The 21612-nt window shown below is 70.8% G+C and carries 13 protein-coding genes; 9 read left to right on the forward strand and 4 right to left on the reverse strand.

Annotation, left to right across the window (positions count from 1 at the left end; translation table 11 throughout):
• Positions 1 to 27 precede the first annotated feature (27 nt).
• Together H4W31_RS20190 and H4W31_RS20195 are read left to right on the forward strand one after the other, a co-directional pair.
• Positions 28 to 1530 (forward strand): family 43 glycosylhydrolase, encoded by a 1503-nt coding sequence (locus tag H4W31_RS20190; protein WP_225945607.1) that lies wholly within the window; start codon positions 28 to 30, stop codon positions 1528 to 1530.
• A 157-nt stretch (positions 1531 to 1687) separates the two neighbouring features.
• Positions 1688 to 3082, forward strand: a complete 1395-nt coding sequence (locus H4W31_RS20195; RefSeq protein ID WP_192768088.1) for an NAD(P)/FAD-dependent oxidoreductase — start codon at positions 1688 to 1690, stop codon at positions 3080 to 3082.
• A gap of 188 nt (positions 3083 to 3270) precedes the next feature.
• Here H4W31_RS20195 and H4W31_RS20200 read toward each other — a convergent pair whose 3' ends face one another.
• The gene (locus tag H4W31_RS20200; protein ID WP_192768089.1) at positions 3271 to 3861 is read right to left on the reverse strand and encodes a TetR/AcrR family transcriptional regulator C-terminal domain-containing protein; all 591 of its coding nucleotides are present in this window, start codon (positions 3859 to 3861) and stop codon (positions 3271 to 3273) included.
• Positions 3862 to 4028: 167 nt separating this feature from the next.
• Here H4W31_RS20200 and H4W31_RS20205 point away from each other — a divergent pair, with 167 nt between their 5' ends.
• From H4W31_RS20205 to H4W31_RS20215, 3 genes are all read left to right on the forward strand, one after another.
• Positions 4029 to 5264, forward strand: a complete 1236-nt coding sequence (locus tag H4W31_RS20205) for a beta-ketoacyl-[acyl-carrier-protein] synthase family protein (RefSeq protein ID WP_192768090.1) — start codon at positions 4029 to 4031, stop codon at positions 5262 to 5264.
• Positions 5265 to 5389: 125 nt separating this feature from the next.
• Positions 5390 to 7939 (forward strand): polysaccharide lyase family 8 super-sandwich domain-containing protein, encoded by a 2550-nt coding sequence (locus tag H4W31_RS20210; protein ID WP_192768091.1) that lies wholly within the window; start codon positions 5390 to 5392, stop codon positions 7937 to 7939.
• A gap of 56 nt (positions 7940 to 7995) precedes the next feature.
• On the forward strand, positions 7996 to 8649 hold the full coding sequence (locus tag H4W31_RS20215; RefSeq protein WP_192768092.1) for a DUF4240 domain-containing protein: 654 nt from the start codon (positions 7996 to 7998) through the stop codon (positions 8647 to 8649).
• 81 nt (positions 8650 to 8730) lie between these two features.
• On the opposite strand, the gene H4W31_RS20220 is transcribed toward H4W31_RS20215, so the two are convergent.
• A complete protein-coding gene (locus H4W31_RS20220) occupies positions 8731 to 9795 on the reverse strand; it encodes an SEC-C domain-containing protein (RefSeq protein ID WP_264084075.1) in 1065 nt (354 codons plus the stop codon).
• Between the two features lie 189 nt (positions 9796 to 9984).
• Here H4W31_RS20220 and H4W31_RS20225 point away from each other — a divergent pair, with 189 nt between their 5' ends.
• The 4 genes from H4W31_RS20225 (at position 9985) to H4W31_RS20240 (ending at position 19352) form a co-directional block, all read left to right on the forward strand.
• Positions 9985 to 13212: a family 78 glycoside hydrolase catalytic domain gene (locus H4W31_RS20225; RefSeq protein WP_192768094.1), complete on the forward strand. Its 3228-nt coding sequence runs from the start codon at positions 9985 to 9987 to the stop codon at positions 13210 to 13212.
• A gap of 103 nt (positions 13213 to 13315) precedes the next feature.
• The gene (locus H4W31_RS20230; protein ID WP_192768095.1) at positions 13316 to 16102 is read left to right on the forward strand and encodes a family 78 glycoside hydrolase catalytic domain; all 2787 of its coding nucleotides are present in this window, start codon (positions 13316 to 13318) and stop codon (positions 16100 to 16102) included.
• A gap of 227 nt (positions 16103 to 16329) precedes the next feature.
• Positions 16330 to 18690, forward strand: a complete 2361-nt coding sequence (locus tag H4W31_RS20235) for an NACHT domain-containing protein (protein ID WP_192768096.1) — start codon at positions 16330 to 16332, stop codon at positions 18688 to 18690.
• Between the two features lie 77 nt (positions 18691 to 18767).
• Positions 18768 to 19352 (forward strand): hypothetical protein, encoded by a 585-nt coding sequence (locus tag H4W31_RS20240; protein WP_225945608.1) that lies wholly within the window; start codon positions 18768 to 18770, stop codon positions 19350 to 19352.
• A 15-nt stretch (positions 19353 to 19367) separates the two neighbouring features.
• Here the strand turns inward: H4W31_RS20240 and H4W31_RS20245 are convergent, their stop codons facing one another.
• Together H4W31_RS20245 and H4W31_RS20250 are read right to left on the reverse strand one after the other, a co-directional pair.
• Positions 19368 to 20504 carry an SGNH/GDSL hydrolase family protein gene (locus H4W31_RS20245; protein WP_318783287.1) on the reverse strand — a complete coding sequence of 379 codons (1137 nt, stop codon included), beginning with the start codon at positions 20502 to 20504 and terminating at the stop codon, positions 19368 to 19370.
• A gap of 122 nt (positions 20505 to 20626) precedes the next feature.
• Positions 20627 to 21550, reverse strand: coding sequence for a GlxA family transcriptional regulator (locus H4W31_RS20250; RefSeq protein WP_192772242.1), 924 nt, complete (start codon positions 21548 to 21550; stop codon positions 20627 to 20629).
• Between the last annotated feature and the right edge of the window lie 62 nt (positions 21551 to 21612).

Below are 21612 nucleotides of genomic sequence, written 5' to 3' on the forward strand. Positions count from 1 at the left end.
CGCCGGCCCGCCAGTCGTGGAGGAGAGATGACCATGCGCCGTCCCGACCCGCTTCCCGCCCCCGCCGGACCGCGCGGGCCGGGCGACCGTACCCGACGGGTGACCAGGCCGGTGGTCGCGGCCGCGACGGCGGTGTTCGCCGTGCTGGCCGGCCTGCTGCCGGCCCTGCCGACCCAGGCCGCGCCGGCGGTGAACTACACCAACCCGCTGGTCAACCAGCGGGCCGACCCGCACATCTTCAAACACACCGACGGCTACTACTACCTGACCGCCACCGTGCCGCAGTACGACCGGATCGTGCTCCGCCGCGCCACCACGCTGCAGGGGCTCTCCACCGCCGCCGAGACGACGATCTGGCGCCGGCACACCAGCGGCGAGATGGGCGCGCACATCTGGGCCCCGGAGATCCACTTCATCGACAACCGCTGGTACGTCTACTTCGCCGCAGGCCGCGCCGACGACGTCTGGCGGATCCGGATGTACGCCCTGGAGAACTCCAGCGCCAACCCGCTCACCGGATCGTGGACCGAACGCGGTCGGATCAGCACCCCGTGGGACACCTTCGCCCTGGACGCCTCGACCTTCGTCGCGAACGGGGTGCGCTACCTGACCTGGGCACAGCAGGAGCCGGGCGTCTCCACCAACTCGAACCTCTATCTCGCCCGGATGGGCAGCAACCCGTGGACCATCACCGGCACGGTGACCCGGCTGACCGTGCCGACGTACGACTGGGAGACCCGGGGCTACCGGGTGGCCGAGGGGCCGTCGGTGATCCAGCGGAACGGGCGGATCTTCCTGACGTACTCGGCGAGCGCGACGGACGCGAACTACTGCCTGGGGCTGCTCTCCGCCGCCGCGACGGCGAACCTGCTCAACCCCGCCTCCTGGACGAAGAGCGCGACCCCGGTGTTCGTCAGCAACGCCGCGACCGGCCAGTACGGCCCCGGACACAACTCGTTCACCGTCTCCGAGGACGGCCAGAGTGACATCCTGGTCTACCACGACCGTAACTACCGGGACATCAGTGGCGATCCGTTGAACGATCCGAACCGGCGGACCCGGATCCAGAAGCTGTACTGGAACGCGGACGGCACCCCGAACTTCGGTGTCCCGGTGCCGGACGGCGCGACCCCGGTACGGCTGCGTTCGCACGATCTCACCAGCAGCTACCTGCGGCACTACGACTACCGGGGGCGGCTGGAGGCCAACGTGGCCCCGCTGGCCGACTCCCAGTTCCGGATCGTCGCCGGGCTGGCCGGCTCCGGCTCGGTCTCCCTGGAGTCGACCAACTTCCCCGGCTACTACCTGCGACACCGCAACTTCGAGGTCTACGTGGAGCGGAACGACAACTCCGTGCAGTTCCGTGCCGACGCCAGCTTCCTGCGCCGGGCCGGACTGGCCAGCAGCGCCGGCATCTCCCTGGAATCGCAGAACTCCGCCGGCCGGTACGTCCGGCACCGCGCCGGGCTGCTCTACGTCGAGGCGGTGAGCGGCACCGACCAGGGCTCCGCCACCTTCCACCTCGAATGATGCCCTTCCACCTCGAATGAGGCTGCCGTTGTGATCGACGTTGCCACTTTGATCGATGTCCTGCCCCGCCGCCGGGGTCAGACGCGTTGAGTAAGGAAGCCGACACGGGGTGTGTTGGAGTCGGCCGGTAGCCAGCCAGGTCGGTAAGGATGGAGACATGTCTGCCTCTGCCTCCGTACCCCGTCACGCCGTCGTCATCGGTGGCAGCCTCGCCGGTCTCTGCATCGCGCGTACCCTGCTCGACCACGTGGAGCGGGTGACCGTGGTCGAACGGGACCGGTTTCCGGACGGCCCGCGGGTGCGGGCCGGCGTTCCCCAGGCACACCACCTGCATCTCCTGCTCACCTCGGGGCAGCGCGCCCTCGACCGGCTCTTTCCCGGGCTGATGGCGGAACTGCGCCTGTCCGGCGCGGTGTCGGTGTCGGCGCCGACGGACGTCCTGTACCTGAGCGCCACCAGTTGGCGGGAGCGGTTTCCCGCGACCCACGGTCTGATCGGTGCCAGTCGGGAGCTGATCGACTGGACCATCCGGCGGCGGTTGCTGGCCGACGAGCGAGTTCGGTTCCTGACCGCGCACGAGGCGGTCGGACTGCTGCCGGGGGAGGACGGGCGTTCGGTCGCGGGAGTGGTGCTGCGCCCGCGCGGTGGTACCGACGGGGTCGAGCGGCTCGACGCCGACCTGGTGGTCGACGCCAGCGGGCACGGTTCCCGTACCCCGGACTGGCTGGCGGCGCTGGGCTACGGCCGCCCGGAGGAGAGCCGGATCGACGCCGGACTGGGTTACGCCAGCCGGCGGTACGTCCTGCCCGGCGGGGTGGCCGACAGCTGGAAGCACATCCTGTTGATGCCGAACCCGCCGCAGACCTCCCGGGGCGGCGTGCTGTATCCGATCGAGAACGACCGTTGGATGGTCACCCTCGGTGGGCTGGGTGACGAGGCGCCGGCGACCGACGAGGTCGGATTCCTGGCGTTCGCCCGCGAGTTGCGCAGTCCGGTGCTCTACGAGGCGATCCGGGATGCCGTGCCGGATTCGCCGATCCACGGCTTCCGGTGGACCGCCAACAGCCGGCGGCACTACGAGACCATGGCCCGCTGGCCGGACGGCTTCCTCGTGGTCGGGGACGCCGCCTGTGCCTTCAACCCGGTCTACGGCCAGGGGATGAGCGTCGCCGCGCAGACCGCCGCGCTGCTCGCCGAGCACCTCCGTACCCATCCGGGCAGATTCGGTCGGGCCGCGCAGGCCGTGGTCGCCGAGACCGGCGCGGCGGCCTGGACGATCGCCACCGGCGCGGACCTGCGGTATGCGACCAACGGGGTCCGGCTGGCCCGGCGAACCCGGTTCTCGCACTGGTACCTGGCCCGGACCGCCGACGTGGCGAACCGGGACCCCTACGTGAACCGGACGTTGACCGACGTGCTGTACCTGGTCCGGCCTCCGGCGGCACTGATGCGTCCGAGGATGGCGCTGCGGGTGCTGCGGGGGCCGACCCGGCCGCCGCTGACGACGCCGCCGGTCCTGGTGCCGGAACCCCCGCCCGCCGCTGCGCGCTGACGCCACCGGCCGGCGGTCGCGCAAGGCTCCGCCGTTCCGTCCCGCCGCCACAGGCCGCTGCCCGGACACCGTTCCGCCGTTCCGCAAGTCGGCCGTTCCGCCGTTCCGCGTTCGGCCGTTCCGCAAGTCCGCCGTTCCGGGGACGGACCGGTTCTTCGAGGACGATCGCCGGTCGACGCCGACGGCGTTCAGGTATCGGTCCTGGCCCGGACGGTGAGCACCCCGGCGAGGTCGATGTCGTCGGAGCGGCCGCCGAACCCCGATTCCGAGATCAGCCGCGCCCCGAGGACGGTACTCCAGAAGGTCCGGGCCTCGACGTCGGCGGGACGGTCGATGACCCAGTCCCGGCGGTCGAGGATAGCGGTGAGGTACTGCTTCGCCTTGCGGAACAGCAGGGCGAGGTTCTGCTCCGCCACCGGGCGCAGCTCGGGCCGGCGTCGCGTGATCGACATCGCCTGTACGGCGATCGGCACCGCCGGCAGGGCCAGCGCGGTACGCGCCAACGCGGACCGGAACGACTCCGGCGTGTGGCGGCGCCGACCGACCGGCTCCAGTCGTTCGGCCTCGCGGAGCAGCAGCGCGAACGCCGCGTGTACGAACAACGCGTCCTTGGACCCGAAGTAGTAGGTGATCTGGTGCGGATGTGCTCCGGCGGCGGTGGCGATCTCGGCCACGCTGACGGCGTCGAAGCCGCGTTCGGCGAAGAGCACCGTGGCCTGTTCGAGGATCTGCGACCGGGTACGCCGACCACGGGCTCTCGGCGGTTGGCTGGTGGACATCCTCTAGTTGTATGCGATACAACTAACTGAGGACAAGCCGGCACACCGACGAGAAGGGGACAGCGTGAGCGAGCGCAGCGGGGAGAGGTCATGAGCGAGCGCTGCGAGCGAATCAGCTGGCTCAGTTTCCAGGCTCATGGCGTCGACGAGCGTAGCGAGGAGAGGGCATGAGCGGCCGTGACGTGGTCGTCACCGGACTCGGCGCCACCACACCGCTCGGTGGCGATGTCGACTCCCTCTGGCAGGGCATGCTCGCCGGGCGCTCCGGCGTACGCCGGATCGACGACCTGATGGCCTCCTTCGCGCACGCCGACGACCTGCCGACGAAGATCGCCGCGCCGATGGCCGTCTCGCCCGACGGGGTGCTGCCGCGCGTCCAGGCTCGCCGGATGGACCGCTGTCAGCAGGCCGCCCTGGTCGCCGCCCGGCAGGCCTGGGCCGACGCCGGCAGCCCGGAGGTCGATCCGGTGCGCCTCGCCGTGGTGGTCGGCACCGGGATCGGTGGCGTCAACACCCTGCTCGGCCAGGACGACCTGCTGGAGGAGAAGGGCCCGCGGCGGATCTCCCCGCTCACCGTTCCGATGCTGATGCCGAACGGGCCGGCCGCCTGGGTCAGCCTGGAGTACGGCGCCCGTGCCGGCGTCTACACCCCGGTCTCCGCCTGTGCCTCCGGAGCCGAGGCGTTGGCGCTGGCCGCCCGGCTGATCCGGTCCGGTGAGGCCGACGTCGTCATCGCCGGTGGTGCGGAGGCCGCGATCGCGCCGCTGACCATCGCCGGATTCGCCCAGGCTCGCACGCTGTCGAAGCGCAACGACGACCCCGAACGGGCGTCGCGACCGTTCGACGTCGACCGGGACGGCTTCGTCCTCGGCGAGGGAGCCGGGATCATGATCCTGGAGCGGGCGGACTTCGCGGCCGGACGGGGTGCCCGGATCCTCGGGCGGCTGGCCGGCTACGGCATCACCTCGGACGCCCACCACATCACCGGGCCGGACCCGACCGGCGCCGGCCAGATCCGGGCGATCCGCACCGCCGTCTCGGTCGCGGGCCTCGAACCCCGCGACGTCGGACACGTCAACTGCCACGCGACGTCCACAGTGATCGGCGACGTCGGTGAGGCGGTCGCCATCCAGCAGGCCCTCGGTGACGACGTCGTACTCACCGCGCCGAAGTCGAGCATCGGTCACCTGGTCGGCGCCTCCGGCGCCGTGGAGAGCATCCTCACGCTGCTGTCGGTCACCGGCGGTGTCATCCCACCCACCATCAACCTCGACCGGAAGGCCGCCGACGTCCGACTGGACGTCGTCACCGGCGGGCCCCGCGAGCGGCACCTCGACGCGGCGATCTGCAACTCGTTCGGATTCGGTGGGCAGAACGTCTCCCTGCTCTTCACCACCAACTGAACGGGCGCCGGCCAACGGGCGCCGGCCAACGGGCGCCGGCAGCGCCGGGCCGCGGGGATATTGACCTTGGCTAGTGCGGTTGGTTGAATGCGGCAAGCGCTCTCCATCGATCTTGGAGTCCCGTCTTGCAGATCTCGCGCCGCGCCGTACTGTCGATGATCCCCGCGACCGGCCTGCTGGCGGTGGCCCAGCCGCTGCGGGCCAGGGCCGCGACACCGCCGGACCGGGTGCCCGCCGACGCCACCGCCGACCACGCCGTACTGCTCGGCAACACCGTCGCGATCTTCGCCGGTACCGCCGAATCCAATGCCCGGCCCGAGGTCGCCGCCAAGCTCGCGGCCATCGAATCGACCGCGCGGTCCCGACTCGACGCGCTCGAGGGCGCCGGGCCGGGCGAACTCTTCCGGGGCGTGCCGCTGGGCACCAGTGACCCGAACCTGACGACGTCGTTCCAGTACCTTTACGAGATCGCCCTCGCCACCCGGGTCCCCGGCGGCACCCTTCCCGACCCCGACGCGGTGGCGCGACGGGTCGTCGACGGCCTCGGCTGGCTCTACGACAACTACTACGGCGACCAGTCGAAGGGCTACTACGGCAACTGGCACAACTGGGAGATCGGCATCTCCAACCACGTCACCAGGATCCTGGTCCTGCTGATGGCGCAGATCGCGGCGTACCGGCCCGACCTTCCCGGCACCTACGTCGGGGCGATGGACGCGTACCTGCGCAACGGCAGAGACGGCGACGTCGACCTCGACTCGCGGTTCCACACCGGCGCCAACCTCGCCGACATCGCGACGAACCGGATCCTCCAGGGTGCCGTCCTCGGCGACGACGCCCGGATCAGCAAGGCCCTCGCCGACCAGCTCACCGTCTTCGCCACCATCGACCCGTACGACCTGCGGCACGGGGTCACCGACGGCTACTACGCCGACGGCTCGTTCATCCAGCACGCCTCGGTCGCCTACACCGGCTCGTACGGCAAGAATCTGCTCACCCGGGTCGTGCAGACCATCAAGATCCTCGAAGGCACCGGTTACGTCCAGGGCGCGGACCTCGTCGGCGTGGTCCAGGGCTGGGTGGTGAACGGGTTCGCCCCGCTCATCTTCGAGGGCTGGATGATGGAGATCGTCAAGGGTCGCGCGGTGTCCCGGACCGCGACCGGGTACGCCGACGTCGCGATCGTGGTCGAAGCGGTCGTCGACCTGTCCGGTTACGCCACCGGCACCGACGCCCGGGCGCTGGCCGGCTACGTCACGTTCGTCCGGCAGACCTCCCGGGCCGCGCTCAACCCGACCACCTTCGTCTCGCCGGTCAGCATCGCCCGGTACGCCGACATCCTCGCCGATTCGTCGGTGCCGGCCGCCGACCTCAATCCGGCCGCCCGCAACGTCGGGTTCAACGCGATGGACAAGACCGTGCACCGCCGTCCCGGCTACGCCTTCGCGCTCGCCCGCAGCTCCAGCCGGATCAGCAAGTACGAGTACATGAGCGGCGAGAACCTGATGCCGTGGTTCCAGGGCGACGGCGCCCACCACCTCTATCTCGCCGGACAGGACCAGACCCAGGCGTACGGCGTCGACTACTACACGGCCGTCTCGCCGTACCGGCTTTCCGGCGTCACCGCACCGGTGGAGCACCGGCACACGATTCCCGAGCTCTACGGCACCGCGTGGTACGACAACCCGGAGCGCGGCTTCACCTCGTCGTCGGAGTCGCAGAACACGTACGTCTACTTTCCGCGTGGCACCAACGGGTACTCCGGCGGCGCCAGCCTCGGCCCGTACGGGGCGGCCGGGCTGGTCCAGTCCAGCGACGCCGGGTACGCCGCCAAGCAGGCCGGTGAGCTGCCCGACGACTTCGTCGCCTACCGTAACGCCGAGGCGACCAAGTCGTGGTTCATGCTCGACGACGAGATCGTGGTGCTCGCCGCGGGAGTCGGTGACAGCGCCGGCCGCGCGGTGACGACCACCCTGGACAGCCGGATCGCCGAGCCCTCGGACGCCGTCTCGCTGACCGGGGAACTCCGGACCGGCAGGGCCTTCACCGGCACCGGTACGGCCCCGCTGGCCTGGCTGCGCTACGCCAACGCCGGTCAGAACACGGCGGTCGGGTACGTCTTTCTCGCCGGCGGCCCGCCGATCGTCCTGCTCGACACCGTCACCCGGAGCCGCCGGGTCGTCCGCACCGCCAACCCCGACACCATGGTGCGCAAGCAGGTCTTCTCGGTCGCCGTCGAGCAGGCCGCCGGCGCACCGCCCAGCGCGCTGGCGTATGCGCTGGTGCCGAACGCGTCGGCGCAACGGCTGCGGTCGTACCGGCACGGGCCGGTGGTGGTCCTGGCCAACAGCACCCGGATCCAGGCGATCCGGCACTCGGGGCTGGATCTGGTCGCGGCCAACGTCTTCGGGTCCGGCCGGTACCAGGTCGACCGGCTCTCGATCGACGGCCCGGCGTCGGTGCTGGTGCGGCAGAACCGCGACCACAGCACCTCGGTCGCGGTCTCCGATCCGACGATGGGGCGCGACACGGTCTCGGTGACCCTGCGCGGCCGGCGGCTCCGGGTGGTCGCGGCGGACGACGTGGTCCGGGTCGACCGGATCCCCGGCGGCACCCGGATCCAGGTCGCCACCCGGCGGGCGTACGGCCGCAGTTTCGGCGTGACACTCCGGTAGTTCCGGTCGGCCGTCGCCGGTGACCACGCGCCTCGATCGTGGGATAGTGCAGAGCCATGGACGCCGCGCAGTTCTGGGCCCTGGTCGAGGAATCCGCCGCCGCGCACACCGATCCGGACGAGCGGTCCGAGTGGCTGATCGAGCGGCTGTCCAGGCTTCCGGTGAGCCAGATCTTCGCCTTCGAGGCCCGGCTCGCGCAGGAGGACGCCCGGGCGATGACCTGGCTGATGTGGGGAGCCGCGCACCGGATCCTCTCGTTCTGCTCCGACGACGGCTTCACCGACTTCCGGGCCTGGGCGGTCGGGCTCGGCCGGGACACGTTCCGGCGGATCGTCCGTCAGCCCGACGAGTTGGCCCTGCTGCCCGGGGTACGACGACTGGCGGGACGCCCGTGTCGAGATTGGACGGAGGTCGAGTGGCCCGGTTGGGAGGGCCTGACCTCCGTCGCCGACGGCGCGTACGAACGCCGCACCGGTGACGAGGGCGACCTCGGCGAGCAGTCCTGGCCGGTGACCGGCGACCGGCGTACCCCGGCGACGTTCACCGACCCGCGCTGGGACTTCGACGATCCCGTCGAGGCCGCCCGCCGGCTGCCCCGGTTGACGGCGCTCTTTCCGGAGACCGAGGCGCAACGGCACCGGCAGTTCGACCGGGAACTCGCGGCCCGGGGCGAAACTCCCGCGAACTTCTTCTTCGGCAACCGCGACTGAACGCCAGACCGGTCAGCTACTGAGCGCTGACCCGGGCAGCCACTGAGCACTGGCCCGGGCAGCCACTGAGCACTGGCCCGGTCAGCTCCGAGCGCGCGGCAGGCAGCACTTCTTGTACTTCAGTCCCGAACCGCACCAGCACGCCCCGTTGCGTTCCGGCGGCCACGGAAGCTGCGCGGAGCGGGTCGCCAGCTCCTCCGCGTACCCGGTCCGGCTCTGCTGCTCCGCCGGATCCGTGCCCTGCCGGGTGCCGTAGTCGGCGAGTCCGTCGGCCGAGCCGCGCAGCGGGCCCACCCCGATGCGCCCGAGGTTGGCCTGCCGGACGAGTTCCCGCTGTACCCGGGCCCGGTGCTCGTCCCAGTCCCGGCCGTACGTCTCGGCCAGGCTGGACCAGCGCGCGGAGAGGGCGTCGAAGTCGTCCCGTGGCCAGAACAGCCGGGCCTCGGCACCGGGTTCGGCGGTCGCGGCCTGGGTGGCGTTGCTGAACAGTTCGTTCTCCAGCCGGTCGGCCAGGTTGTCGTTCTGGTCGTGTGGCAGCGAGAGTTCGCGCCGTACCCGGTGCCGCTGTTGCAGCAGGAAGAAGAGCACTCCGGAGGCTTCCAGCGCCGTCGGCTCGGCCGGCGTCTGCGTGGACTCGGCCGGCGTTTCGGTGGACTCGGCCGGTGCCTCCGGCGGGGCGGCCCGGTCCCGCAGCGCGGTCTCCACCGCCGAGGTCAGCCACTGCTCGGCGAGGTCGGTCCGGCCACCCGTGTCGAGCGCGGCACTGAGGTAGGCGGCGGCGTCGGGGTGCTCGCCCAGCAGCGGACGCAGGACGGTGAGTTCGGCGAGTGCCTGGTCGGCCCGGCCGAGCCGGAACAGGATCCGCGCGTGCAGCGCCCGGGCGAAGCCCGCGTCGGTGTCACCGCTGTCCCCGTACGCCTGCACGGCCTGGTCCGCGTACCGCAGCGCGGCGTCGAGCTTCGCCTTGACCTCGGCGATCTCGGCGGCCAGCGTCAGCGCCCGGCCGGTGTCCGCCGGGTCCGCGAGCCGGCCCTGGGCGACCGCGTCGGCGATCTCGGCGGCGATGCCGAGCGGGTTGGCCGCGCCGAGCGCGGACTGCCGGAGTTCGGTGAGATCTGCGCTGGTGAGAACGTCTTTCGTCGGCACCGTTTCACCGTACTGCGGTAGCCCGGCGCAACCCGGCCGCTCGGGGAGTTGCGCCCGTCTCACCGGGCCTGCGGAACCAGAACCCGCTGGTGGTTTCGGCATTCCTGGCCGGATCCGGCCATCGTGACCGTCTTCACGCGGCCCACTCTGCGGCGTAACCTGCCTGAAACGATTCAGTAGGAGGACGGGTTGAGTCAGCCCAGCGCCGACCAGACCGCCGAGACCACCACCGCGTTCTCCCGCCGAGGGTTCCTCGCCGCGAGCGGCACTCTCGCGATCGGTGCCGCCTCCGCAGCCACCGGAATCGCGGTCGGAGCCGTGGCCGACGCCGCTCCGGCGCTCGCGACGCCCGCCGGGAAACCGGCCCCGACCGGCCTGCTCACCTCCCTCCTGGACACTCCGCTCGGAATCGTCCCGGACCGGCCACGACTGAGCTGGATCGTGCCCGCACTCGGCCGGGCACCCCGGCAGTACGCGTACCAGGTGCAGGTCGCGCACACCCGCAAGGAACTGTCCAGCCGGGGCGGCGTGGTCTGGGACAGCGGCCGGGTCAGCTCGGCCGAATCCACCGCCGTGGCGTACGCCGGGCCACCGCTGCGGCCCGGCTCGCTCTACCACTGGCGGGTCCGTACCTGGGCCACGCCGAGCCTCGTCTCGCACTGGTCCGAGCCGCAGACCGTGGTCACCGCCGCCGGGAACACCTGGATCGCGGAGCCCATCTGGGCGCCGGACGGCAGCGTGGCGCTCGGCGACGGCACGTTCGAGGTCTCGGTCACCATCACCGCCGTCGCCGCGAGCCTCTGGTTCCGGGCCCAGAACAGCGCCAACAACTACCTCTGGCAACTGCGCGCCGGTACGCCCGGAGTGCTCCGGACCCACGTACAGCGGGGTGGCAGCTACACGGTGCTGGCCGACAAGCCGATCGGGGTGGCCGTACCGGTGGGCACCCCGCTGCGGCTGCGGGTCGAACTCGACGGCTCCACCATCCGGACCTTTCTCGGGGAGAGCCTGGTCGACACGACTGTCGACGGCACGTACGCCGCCGGCAGCATCGGGTTCCGCAACGGCAGCACCGAGTCGCAGCGGTTCGGATCGGCGACCTTCACCGATCCGGCCGGCACCCGGCTGGTCGACGAGGACTTTCTGGCCGGGCCGGGAGTGTTCACCGGTGGCACCGTCGCCGACGGTGAGCTGGTCGTCGACCGGGGCCGGTCGGTGCTGGCGACGCTGGGCGAGAGCAACGACTGGGCCCTGCTGCGTACCGAGGTGGTGTTGCCGAACAAGCCGATCGCCGGCGCCTTCGTCCACGCGACCGCACAGTCACCGGAGCCGACCCGGCAGTACGTCTACAAGCTCTGGCTCGGCGGCCGGATCGTGGGCGTGGGGCCGGTACGGGCGATGGCCGGGGAGGCCCGTTACCAGACCCACGACGTGACGAGCCGGCTGCGCGCCGGACGCAACGTGCTCGCCGCGCTCTGCTACTCGCCGCAGGAGCGCGGCTTCCTCGCCCAGCTCGTCGTCGTGTTCGCCGACGGTACCCGGCAGGTGTTCGCGACCGGCGACGGCTGGCGGTCCCGCCGGGCGGGCGGCTGGCGGCCACCGTCGGGCACCACCGGCGGTGGCTACTACCAGGCGCCGCAGGAGTACATCGACGCCCGACGGGAGCCGGTCGGCTGGACCGGAACCGGCTTCGACGACCACGACTGGGAGCCGGCGGTGGCCGCCCCGCTCACCCGTGCGCTGGAACCGGCCTGGGTCACGAACATGGCCTACAGCTACCGGCGCCCGACGGCGGTCGAACGGCCCGAGCCCGGTCGGTGGCTCTTCGACCTGGGCCGGGAGGTGGTCGGCGGGATCCGGCTGTCGGTCGTCGGCATAGCCGGGCAGACCGTGGAGGTCCGACTCGGCGAGGAACGCACCGACACCGGCGCCCGGTACAACCTGCGGGCCGGGCAGACGTACCGGGAGGTCTGGACGCTGCGGGACGGGCGGCAGCAGCTCGAACACTGGGGCTACCGGGCCTTCCGCTGGGTCGAACTCGTCGCCGACCCGGCGCTGGACCTGACCCGTGCCGTCGAGGCGGCGGTGCTGAAACTTCCGTGGCAGGACGACGACGCCGCCTTCGCCAGTTCGGATCCGGACCTGGACCGGGTCTTCGAGATGTGCCGCTACTCGATCGAGGCGACCCGGCAGGACCTCTACCAGGACACCCCGACCCGGGAGCGCGGGCCGTACGAGGGCGACGCCATCATCAACCAGCTCTCCGAGTACGCCACCCAACGCTCGTACGCGCTGGCCCGGTACTCGACGTCGTACCTGGCCCGGCGGCCGACCTGGCCGGCGGAGTACCGGTTGCAGACCGTCCTCACCGCCTGGGCGGACTACCTGGCGACCGGTGATCCGTCGAATCTCGCGGCCGACTACGACCTCTTCGTCGACCGGCAGCTCGACGAGGCGCTCAATCCGGCCGGCCTGGTCGAGAAGAACCCGGGCAGCTCCAGCCAGAGCAATGCCGACCTGGTCGACTGGCCGGCGAGCAACCGGGACGGCTACGTCTTCACCCGGATCAACACCGTGATCAACGCCTGGCAGTACGCGGCCTTCGACGCGCTGTCCAGGATCGCCGGGGTGCTCGACCGCACCGCCGACCAGCAGCGGTACGCCGAGCTGGCCGCACGGCTGCGCACGGCGCTCAACGCCGCCATGTTCGATCCGGCCACCGGCGCCTACCGCGACGGGCTGGGCACCGACCACCAGGCCCAGCATGCGAGCGCGTTCCCGCTGGCCCTGGGTGTGGCCGAGGAGCGGCACGTCCGGGCCCTGGGGGAGCGGCTCGCAGCCGGAGGTATGCGGGTCAGCGTCTACGGCGCGCAGTTCCTGCTGGAGGCGCTCTACCGGGCCGGCATGGCCGACGCCGCGCACGCGTTGTTGACCAGCCGGGAACAGTCGTCCTGGCTGCACATGATGGACGACCTCGGCGCCACCATCGTGATGGAGGCGTGGGACCCGTCGATCAAGCCGAACACGACGTTCTCGCACGCCTGGGGTTCGGCACCGGCCAACATCGTGCCCCGGTTCGTCGCCGGGGTCCGGCCGCTGGCCCCCGGCGCCCGGGAGATGCTGATCGCACCGCAGCCCGGACCGCTGAGCTGGCTGCGTGCGACGGTGCCGACCGTACGGGGACCGGTCCGGGTGCACTTCGACCGGCGGCGCGGCGGTCACCTGAGCGTGGCCCTGCCGCCGAACGTCTCCGGGCGGATCGAACTCGAACTCGCCGCCCTCGGCATCACCGACGTCCGGCGGCTCCGGGTCCGCTCCGAGGGCCGGTCGCCGTACCGGTCGGTCGCGGACGGGCGGCTGGTGCTGAGCCGGGTCGAGCCGGGCTCCACGGTGGTCGAGTGGCCCGACCGGCACTGAACCGCCACCGCCACCGCCGTCACCATTGCCGTCCAGCCGAGTCGGAGCCGCGGCGATCGCAGTCGAACCAGCACCGCCAGCACCGGTAAAAGAGGAGACACAGTTGTCACGACGACGAACACCGCTACGCGTCCGGACCGCCCTGCTCGTCACCGCCGTACTCGTGCCGGGGAGTGTGCTCACCGGCGCCCCGCCGGCCGCGGCGACCCGGGGACACGCACCCAAGGCGCCGACCGCGCTGACGGTCAACGACCGGGTACGTCCACTGAACATCGAGGGAACGCCGCAGTTCGGTTGGCTGCCCCGGGACAGCGACCCGGGCGAGGTGCAGAGCGCGTACCGGCTGACGGTGTCGGCGGCGGACGGCGACGTCGTCTGGGACTCGGGCAAGGTGTCGTCCCGGCAACAGTCCTACGTGCCGTACGCCGGGCCCGCGTTGCTGCCCGGTGCCGCGTACCGCTGGGCGGTCCGGACCTGGGACCGGACCGGCCGGATCTCCCCGGCCGGCACCGGCGGCTTCGAGACCGGCATCTCCGACACGCAGTGGGAGGGCGCCAACTGGATCCGCCGGGTCACCGGTGACGCCGACGACTACACGCTGGCCCGCAAGGAGGTCCGGATCGGCCGGAGCCGGGTCGTCCGGGCCCGGGCCTACACCGCCGCCGACCACACCTACGAGCTGTACCTGAACGGCCGCCGGGCCGACCGGGGTACGTCGTTCGGCTACCCCGGCGAGGACTACTACCAGGCCGCCGACGTCACCGACCTGGTCAGCGCCGGCAAGCCGCTCGCGCTCGGCGTCCGCTACCACTGGTACGGCAGCGGCCAGGGCCGTCCCGCCGGCACCCCCGGACTGCTGATGAAGCTCGTCGTCGAGCACGCCGACGGCAGCCGGGAGGTGTTCGTCACCGACGGATCCTGGCAGGTCACCCGGGACGGCTTCTTCCCCAGCGGATCCGCCCGGCGCAACGGTGAAGGTGACCGGATCGAGCGCCAGGACGCCCGCGCCGAGATGGTCGGCTGGACCTCGCCGGGCTACGACGCCACCACCGCCGGCTGGACGCCGGCCACGGTCGTCGGGGCGCATCCGGCACCGGCGTACCCGCACCTGATCGGCCAGGAGACCCGGCTGACCGAGCGGACCGTGAAGCCGGTCGCGCTGACCACCGCCGCCGACGGCACGGTCGTCGCCGACTTCGGCGTGGTCATCCCGGCCCGCCCGGCGGTACGGTTCGACGCCGGAGTCGCCGGCCGCAGCGTGCCGATCCGGGCCGGCTACAACCTGAACCCGACCACCGGCCGGGTCGAGACGTCCACCCTGCTGTCCCAGGGCACCGACATGAGCTTCCCGTACGTGCAGAAGGACGGCCGGCAGGAGTTCCGGGCCTTCACCCACCTCGGCTTCCGCTACCTGGAGATCCCGGACGCGCAGGAGAAGATCAGTCGCGACGACGTCTCCGCCGTCGTGGTGCACACCGACGTACCGACCGGTCGGGAGGGGACGTTCCGCAGCTCGGACCGCACCCTCGACGCCGTCTGGGAGATGCTGAAGCGGTCGGCGATCTACTCCGTGCAGGAGGCGTTCGTCGACACCCCCACCCGGGAGAAGGGCCAGTTCCTCGGCGACGCGGCGGACATCTCGTACGCCACCATGGGCGCCTTCGGCGAACGGGACGCCACCCAGCAGGCGATCCGGGAGTTCCTGTACTCGGCCAAGCGGTTCTGGAACACCGGCAACGACCTCGGCCGGTACAACGCGGTCTACCCGAACGGCGACGGGAAGCGGGACATCCCCGACTACTCGCTGATGTTCGTGGACTGGGTCTGGCGCTACTACTTCGAGACCGGTGACCGGGCACTGCTGGCCGAGGCGTACCCGTCGATCCGGGACACCGCCGACTACGTGCTGCGGCACATCCCGGCCGACGGTCCGACCGCCGGCCTGGTGACCCGGCTCTCCGGCGGCAGCGGCGCCTACCAGTACGGCATCGTGGACTGGCCCGAGCCGGGCCGGTTCGGGTACGACATGACGGCGGCGGCCCGGACCACCATCAACGCCCAGGGCGTGGACGTGCTGCGGACCACCGCGCAGATGGCCGAGGCGTTGGACCGGCCGGACACCGAGGTGGCGAGCTACTCCGGGCGGGCCGGTGCACTCGTCGACACGATGAACGCCAAGCTGCGCCGGGCCGACGGCGTGTACGTCGACGGGCTCGCCGCGACCGGCGAGCAGAGCACCCACGCGGGCCAGCACAGCACGTCGTACGCGATCGCGCACGGCGTGGCACCGGCCGCCGATCGACCGGCGCTGGCCGGGTACCTCGCCTCGCTGGGCATGAAGCAGGGGCCGATGACGGCGCACTGGCTGCTCCAGGCGCTCGGCGACGCGGGTCGGCCGGATGCCGTACTCGACCTGCTGACCAACCCGGACGACCTGGGCTGGGCGAACATCCTCGGCCAGGGCGGCACCTTCACCTGGGAGGCCTGGACGCTCGACCCCGGCAGCAACTTCAGCCAGTCGCACGGCTGGGGAGCACAGGCCGCCGTCGACGTCCAGGAGACGCTGCTCGGGATCCGGACCGCGAGCCCGGGTGCCGCCGAGGTCGACATCGTTCCGCCGGCCACCGGACTGGCCCACGCGGCCGGCACCGTGCACACCCAGAGTGGCCCGGTGACCCTGGACTGGCGTCGGAGCGGCGCCGGTATGCGGGTCGAACTCGACGTGCCGGTCAACGTCACGGCGAGGGTCGCGCTGCCGGTGGCGGCCGGTACGTCGTACCGGGCGTCCGGCCCGAGCCGGGCGAAGTTCGTCGGCGTCGAGGACGGCCGGGCGATCTTCGAGGTCGGCTCCGGTCGGTCGAGTTTCCAGCCGGTGGGCCGCACGCACTGATCCCAGCACATCTATAGTGATCGGTCAGCCCACAACCCTCTGGTTGTGGGCTGACCGCTGTGATCACGAATGGTGTGGCTCGTCCCGGCCGACAACACTATTCGTGATCATCGGATACGAACTAATCGCTTGGGGGTGCGGCTGGCCAGGTAATTTGTGTTCTTTGCACAGGCGTGCGGATTGGACGGTGTAGCGGCCTCGACGTGGGACCTGGCAGGCTGCACGGCATGCCGAGAGAGAAGAATTGGCGGGTCTGGCCGTTAATCGGCTTGGTGATCGTCGTTGCGCTGGCCGCTTCTGCACTTGCATCAGTCGCGGTTTCCCGGGATTCGAGCCCCATCGGCGACGATGTGCAGACCGTGACGTCCGTCTTGGCCGTCACCGGCGGACTCGTGTTGTGGCTCTGGACCAGACTGCGTCCAGAGGTGCTGACATCGGCCGATGTGATGGCCCGTGCAAGTGATGCACTGGCGAAGGCCGTGCAGGGCCAGTGGATTCGGGCCGCGAACGAGCGGCGGCTGCAGCATCCCGCCCCGATAGCCATCCGCTGGCGGTGGGCACAGCGAGGAGTGACCGGTCCGGCGAGCGAGGCTCTCGGGACCGCCGGGTATGCGCGATTCGACGTCCTACCGGGGATGACGGCAGCGACGCCGGACACCGTGATGCAAGGCGACATTCCTGACATTTTCCGACTCTATGGCGGCTTGGATTCGGGCCGGGTGCTGCTTCTTGGCGATCCTGGAACCGGGAAGTCCGCGGCGGCAATCCTTACCGTGCTCAACGCGTTGAAGCAACGACAGCATCTCGACGAGCCACAGCGTGCGCGAGTGCCGGTACCGGTGCTCCTCACCGCGCAGGGCTGGGACCCTCGCCGTCAGCGATTGCACGAATGGCTGGTTATCCGATTGAACGCCGAATATGCGTTCCTCCGATCGGGAATGTATGGTCAGAACGCCGCGACCCGCTTGGTTGAAAGCGGTCTGGTGGCCCTGGTGCTCGACGGCTTCGATGAGATTGCCGACGAACTGCGTCCGGTCGCGCTGCGGGCCCTGGATGAGCAGGCAACGTTTCGGATGATGGTGCTGACCCGTACCGGCGAGTTGGTCGAAGCGGTGGCGGGTGGACATCTACATGGAGCGGCCGCGTTGGAGTTGCTGCCGGTGCCCGCGACGGAGGCGGCAGACTACCTGACCCGGAGCCAGGTCCACCCGACCCCACCGGCGTGGCAACGCCTCGTCGAGCATCTGCAAGGGACTCCGGAGAGCGCGGTGAGCAGTGCACTGGACAATCCGCTGATGCTCACCCTCGTTCGGGACACCTTTCCCACCCCCGCCGAGGTGGACGATCTCCTGACCCCGGGGAGATTCGCCAGCCGGGCCGAGGTCGAGGTACATCTACTGGGCCGGGTTCTCGCGGCCGCATATCGGTCACGCCCCGGGCAGAGGCCCAATTCGTACAGCCTCGATCAGGCTAGCCGATGGTTGGGGTACCTGGCCGCCGAAATGAGCCGCCGTAACACTCGCGATCTGGCATGGTGGCAGATCCGTCGATGGGCTCCCGCATCCCTTCGCAGTATCCCCGACGTTGTAGCGTCATCAATAGGTTACGGGGTGACGGTCAGTGTTCTCCTGGTGATCGCCTTCGACGCCGGTTCCCGTGTCGCGGCAGGTATTGGCGCCGGGCTCGTGAATGGAATCACCACCGGAATGTTGCTCGAGTGGCAGGATCGACGGAGAGACGCCGGCCACAGCCGGTTGCGGCTGTTACGCGGCTGCCCTCCGAACTTCGTGGACAGCCTCACGGTCGGGCTCGCCTCGGGACTCCTGTCCGGGCTCGCCGGTGGAGTCGCGGTCGGATTCGCCCTCGGCCTCGGCCGAGGCCCGGTCACCCTGCTGGTAGTCGGCGTCGGGGCCGCGCTTGCCTTTGGACTCGCGTGCGGCAGCACCGAAGCCATCCTGGTGGGGCGCAGGAACAGCAGTCCACGCTATCTGCAGAACCCCCGCCTCGGCGGCATCGTCTCCAGGAAGAATCTCCTGGTGGCGATCGGGTTCGGAATCGTCTTCGGGCTCGTGTCGCTACTCGCGGTCGGGCTTACCAGCGGACCGCTGGCCGGCCTGATATCCGGGCTTGCTGTCGGGGCCTTTGCCGGGCTGGCACTAGGGCTCCTCAATGGACTGGTACAGCCGTCGGCCCAAACGCTGAGTCCGATGGATCCGGTCACGAGCTGGCGTCGCGACCGTCAGTCCGGCATTGTCGAGGGCGTCATCTACGGGCTCAGCACGTTGCTCATGTTCGGGCTTGCGGGTGGGCTCGTCGATGGCATCGCGACCGGGCTTGGAGTCGGGCTCGTGGCGGGACTCGGCATTGGTCTTCCATTTGCCTTCTCCGTTTCCCAATCGTGGCTGGCGACATTCGGATTCGTAATGCTGCGGTGTGCGGGGCTCTTCCCCTGGCAGGGTATGCGTTTTCTGGAGGACGCTCGCGCACGCGGCGTTCTGCGAACCGTCGGATCGGTGTACCAGTTCCGGCATGCCCGACTTCAAGACGAGCTCTCCCTCTCCTACCAACGGGACGTCACGCGCCGATAGTTCACTGAAGGCTTGTGCCTCGTCGGTAGCCTGGCAGCGGGCATGGCCAGTGTTCCCGGGGTGAGTCGGAGGTCGATGTGGCGCGGCAGCGGGTGGGGCAGCAGCGGCCGGGCGGGACGCGCGCGCCGTACCGGGGGCCGGGCCGGCAGTCATCGCCGACCCTGGGCGTCGATGTCGGCGGCGTGATCGTCGCACTGAGCGGCCGGGACGAGGACACGTCCTTCTTCGGCAGCCGGCCGTTGGAGACGCCGGCGGTGGCGGGAGTCTTCGAGGCGCTCGCCACCCTGACCGCCGAGCCGTTCGCCAGCCGGGTCCACCTGGTCTCCAAGGCCGGTCCGAAGGTCGCCGCCAACACCCGCGGGTGGCTGACCCACCACGACTTCTTCGACCGTACCGGCATTCCCGAGGCCAACCTGCACTTCGTCCGGGAACGCCGGGACAAGGCACCGGTGTGCCAGCGGCTCGGCGTCACCCACTTCGTCGACGACCGACTCGACGTACTGGCGCACCTGGACACCGTCGAGCACCGCTACCTGTTCCTGGGCGGCACCGACGCGCGGGTCCCGGACGGTAGCCTTCCCGACTGGGCGACGGCGGCCGACACCTGGGCCGGACTCGCCACCCTGTTACGGGAGTCGGTCCCCGTCGGGGAGCGGCCGTAATGGTCGGGCCACCGGCTACCAGCGCAGCGGAAGGGTGGCGACGAGGTCACCCAGCCGGTCCGCGATGAGCTGATGGTCCTGGAGTGACGGGTGCCAGTGGCAGCCGCCGTAGTCCAGGCCCGAGTTCTCGTAGTACCAGTAGCGGATCCGGCTGTCGCCCTGGTCGTTGCGCTCCTGGACGATCTGCTGGGCGAGTTCCGCGAAGGTCGTGGTGTTGGACATGTGGGTGGCGCTGACCACGATCACCGTACGCGGGCCGTACCGGGCCCGAAGCTTGTCGAGGAAGGCCTGGTACGCGGCGCGGTAGGCGGCGACCAGGCTGTCGGGGGTCCACTGCTCGACCGGGTTGATCGCGGTGGAGAAGTCGTTGATGCCCAGGCCCACCACGACGAGCTGCGGCCGCCAGGTACCCGGGTTCTGCCAGACGTCGCCGTCGACGTTGAGCAGGGCCCGGTCGTAGTACGTGCGGTAGCTGGTTCCGGGTTCGCCGCCGTTGTAGTTGCGGACCATTCCCCGTCCGGAGAAGGCGTTGACCTGGTAGTCGGCGTTCAGGCGCCGTGCCGCGAGCGCGCCGAAACCGAGATCGGCGTTGGTGGTTCGGTTGACCTCGTCGGAGGTGCAGTCCCGGGTGGCGGACAGGTTCCCGTAACCGGCGGTGTAGGAGTCGCCGATGAACTCGATCTGCCGTTGCCGGGCCGGTGGCTTGGCCAGGATCGCGCCGCCCGGAGCGGCGACGAAGCCGCCGAACGTACCCGTCGCCCACGGGCTCTCGGTGCGCTTGACGAGTCGGACCCGGTGCACCCCGTTCGACAGGCCGTTGATCCAGTGCGTGGTCCGGCCCGGGGTCACCAGAGTGGCGACGGTGGCACCGTCGATCGCGACGTCGTAGTCGTTGGCGGAGTCGTCGAGGACGATCCCGACACCCGTGCCCCGGAACCGACCCTCGAAGTAGACACCGGGCCAGCTGTACCGCGCCGAGCCGTTGTCGACGTCGACCCGGCCGGCGGTGTGCGCCTTGGCCAGGACTCCGGGGGTGGGCTGCTGTACGGCCGGCATCGACTTGGCCGGCGCGGCCCCGTGGGCGGCTCCGGGCAGCAGCGCGGCGGCCACCAGCCCGGCGGCCAGGGCGGCGGTGAGACGTACGGGTCGCACGGGTTCTCCTTCCCGTTGCGGGCGAGGTCGACCGCAGGGATCTCGAGACGAACCAACCCGCAGGATGTTACAGATATCGATGGATCGGGGCGACTGCCGCGCGCCGGCCGGGTGGTTCGGCCTCAGGATCCGCTGTCCCGGAAGGTGCTGCGGTACGCCCGTGGAGCCACGCCGCTGATCCGCTTGAACTGGGTACGAAAGTTCGTCGGCGATGTGAAGCCGACCTGGTGCGCGATGCGGTCGATGCCGTGGTCGGTCGTTTCGAGGAGTTCCTGGGCCCGGCGGACCCGTACGGCGTTGAGCCACTGCATGGGTGTCTGGCCGGTCTCGTCGTGGAAGCGGCGGTTGAGGGTTCGGATGCTCATGGCCGCGTGGCTGGCGAGGTCGTCGAGGGTGAGGTCCTGGTGGAGGTTCTCCTCGATCCATCCCAGGATGTGCCCGAGGCCCGTGGCGAGTCGGCCGGGGGTCTTCCGCCGGATGAACTGTGCCTGCCCGCCGTCGCGGTGCAGCGGCGCCACGGTCAGCCGGGCAGCGTCGGCGGCGACCGCCGCCCCGTAGTCCCGATGGACCAGGTGCAGGCACATGTCGACTCCGGCCGTGGCTCCGGCGGAGGTGACGACCTGACCGGTGTCGACGTAGAGGACGTCGGGGTCGAGTTCGACGGTGGGGAAGGCGTTCCGGAACTGCTCGGCTGCGGTCCAGTGGGTGGTGGCTCGCCGGCCGTCGAGGAGCCCCGCCGCGGCGAGGGTGAAGGCGCCGACGCAGATCGAGACTATTCGGGTGCCGGTGGCCGCCGCGTCGCGAAGTGCGTCGAGAACGGCCCCGGGCGTCGGGGCCAGCGGATCGTTGCGGCCGGGGACCACGATCGTGTCGGCCCGGGTCAACGCGTCGAGGCCGTGGTCGGCGGAGAGCCGAAGCGGTCCGGCGGTCACGACGGGCTCGGTGGCGCAGATCAGCACCCGGTAACCGGGCCGGTCACCCGGCAGTCGTACCCGGCCGAACACCTCGACCGGGGTGCTCAGGTCGAAGGCGATGGTGTCCGGCATGGCGAGGACGGCCGCGGTGTGCACGGCAAAATCCTAGTGCTCGGCGAGACCGGCCACACCGG

It is taken from the genome of Plantactinospora soyae (genome assembly GCF_014874095.1).
Lineage (GTDB): Bacteria > Actinomycetota > Actinomycetes > Mycobacteriales > Micromonosporaceae > Plantactinospora > Plantactinospora soyae.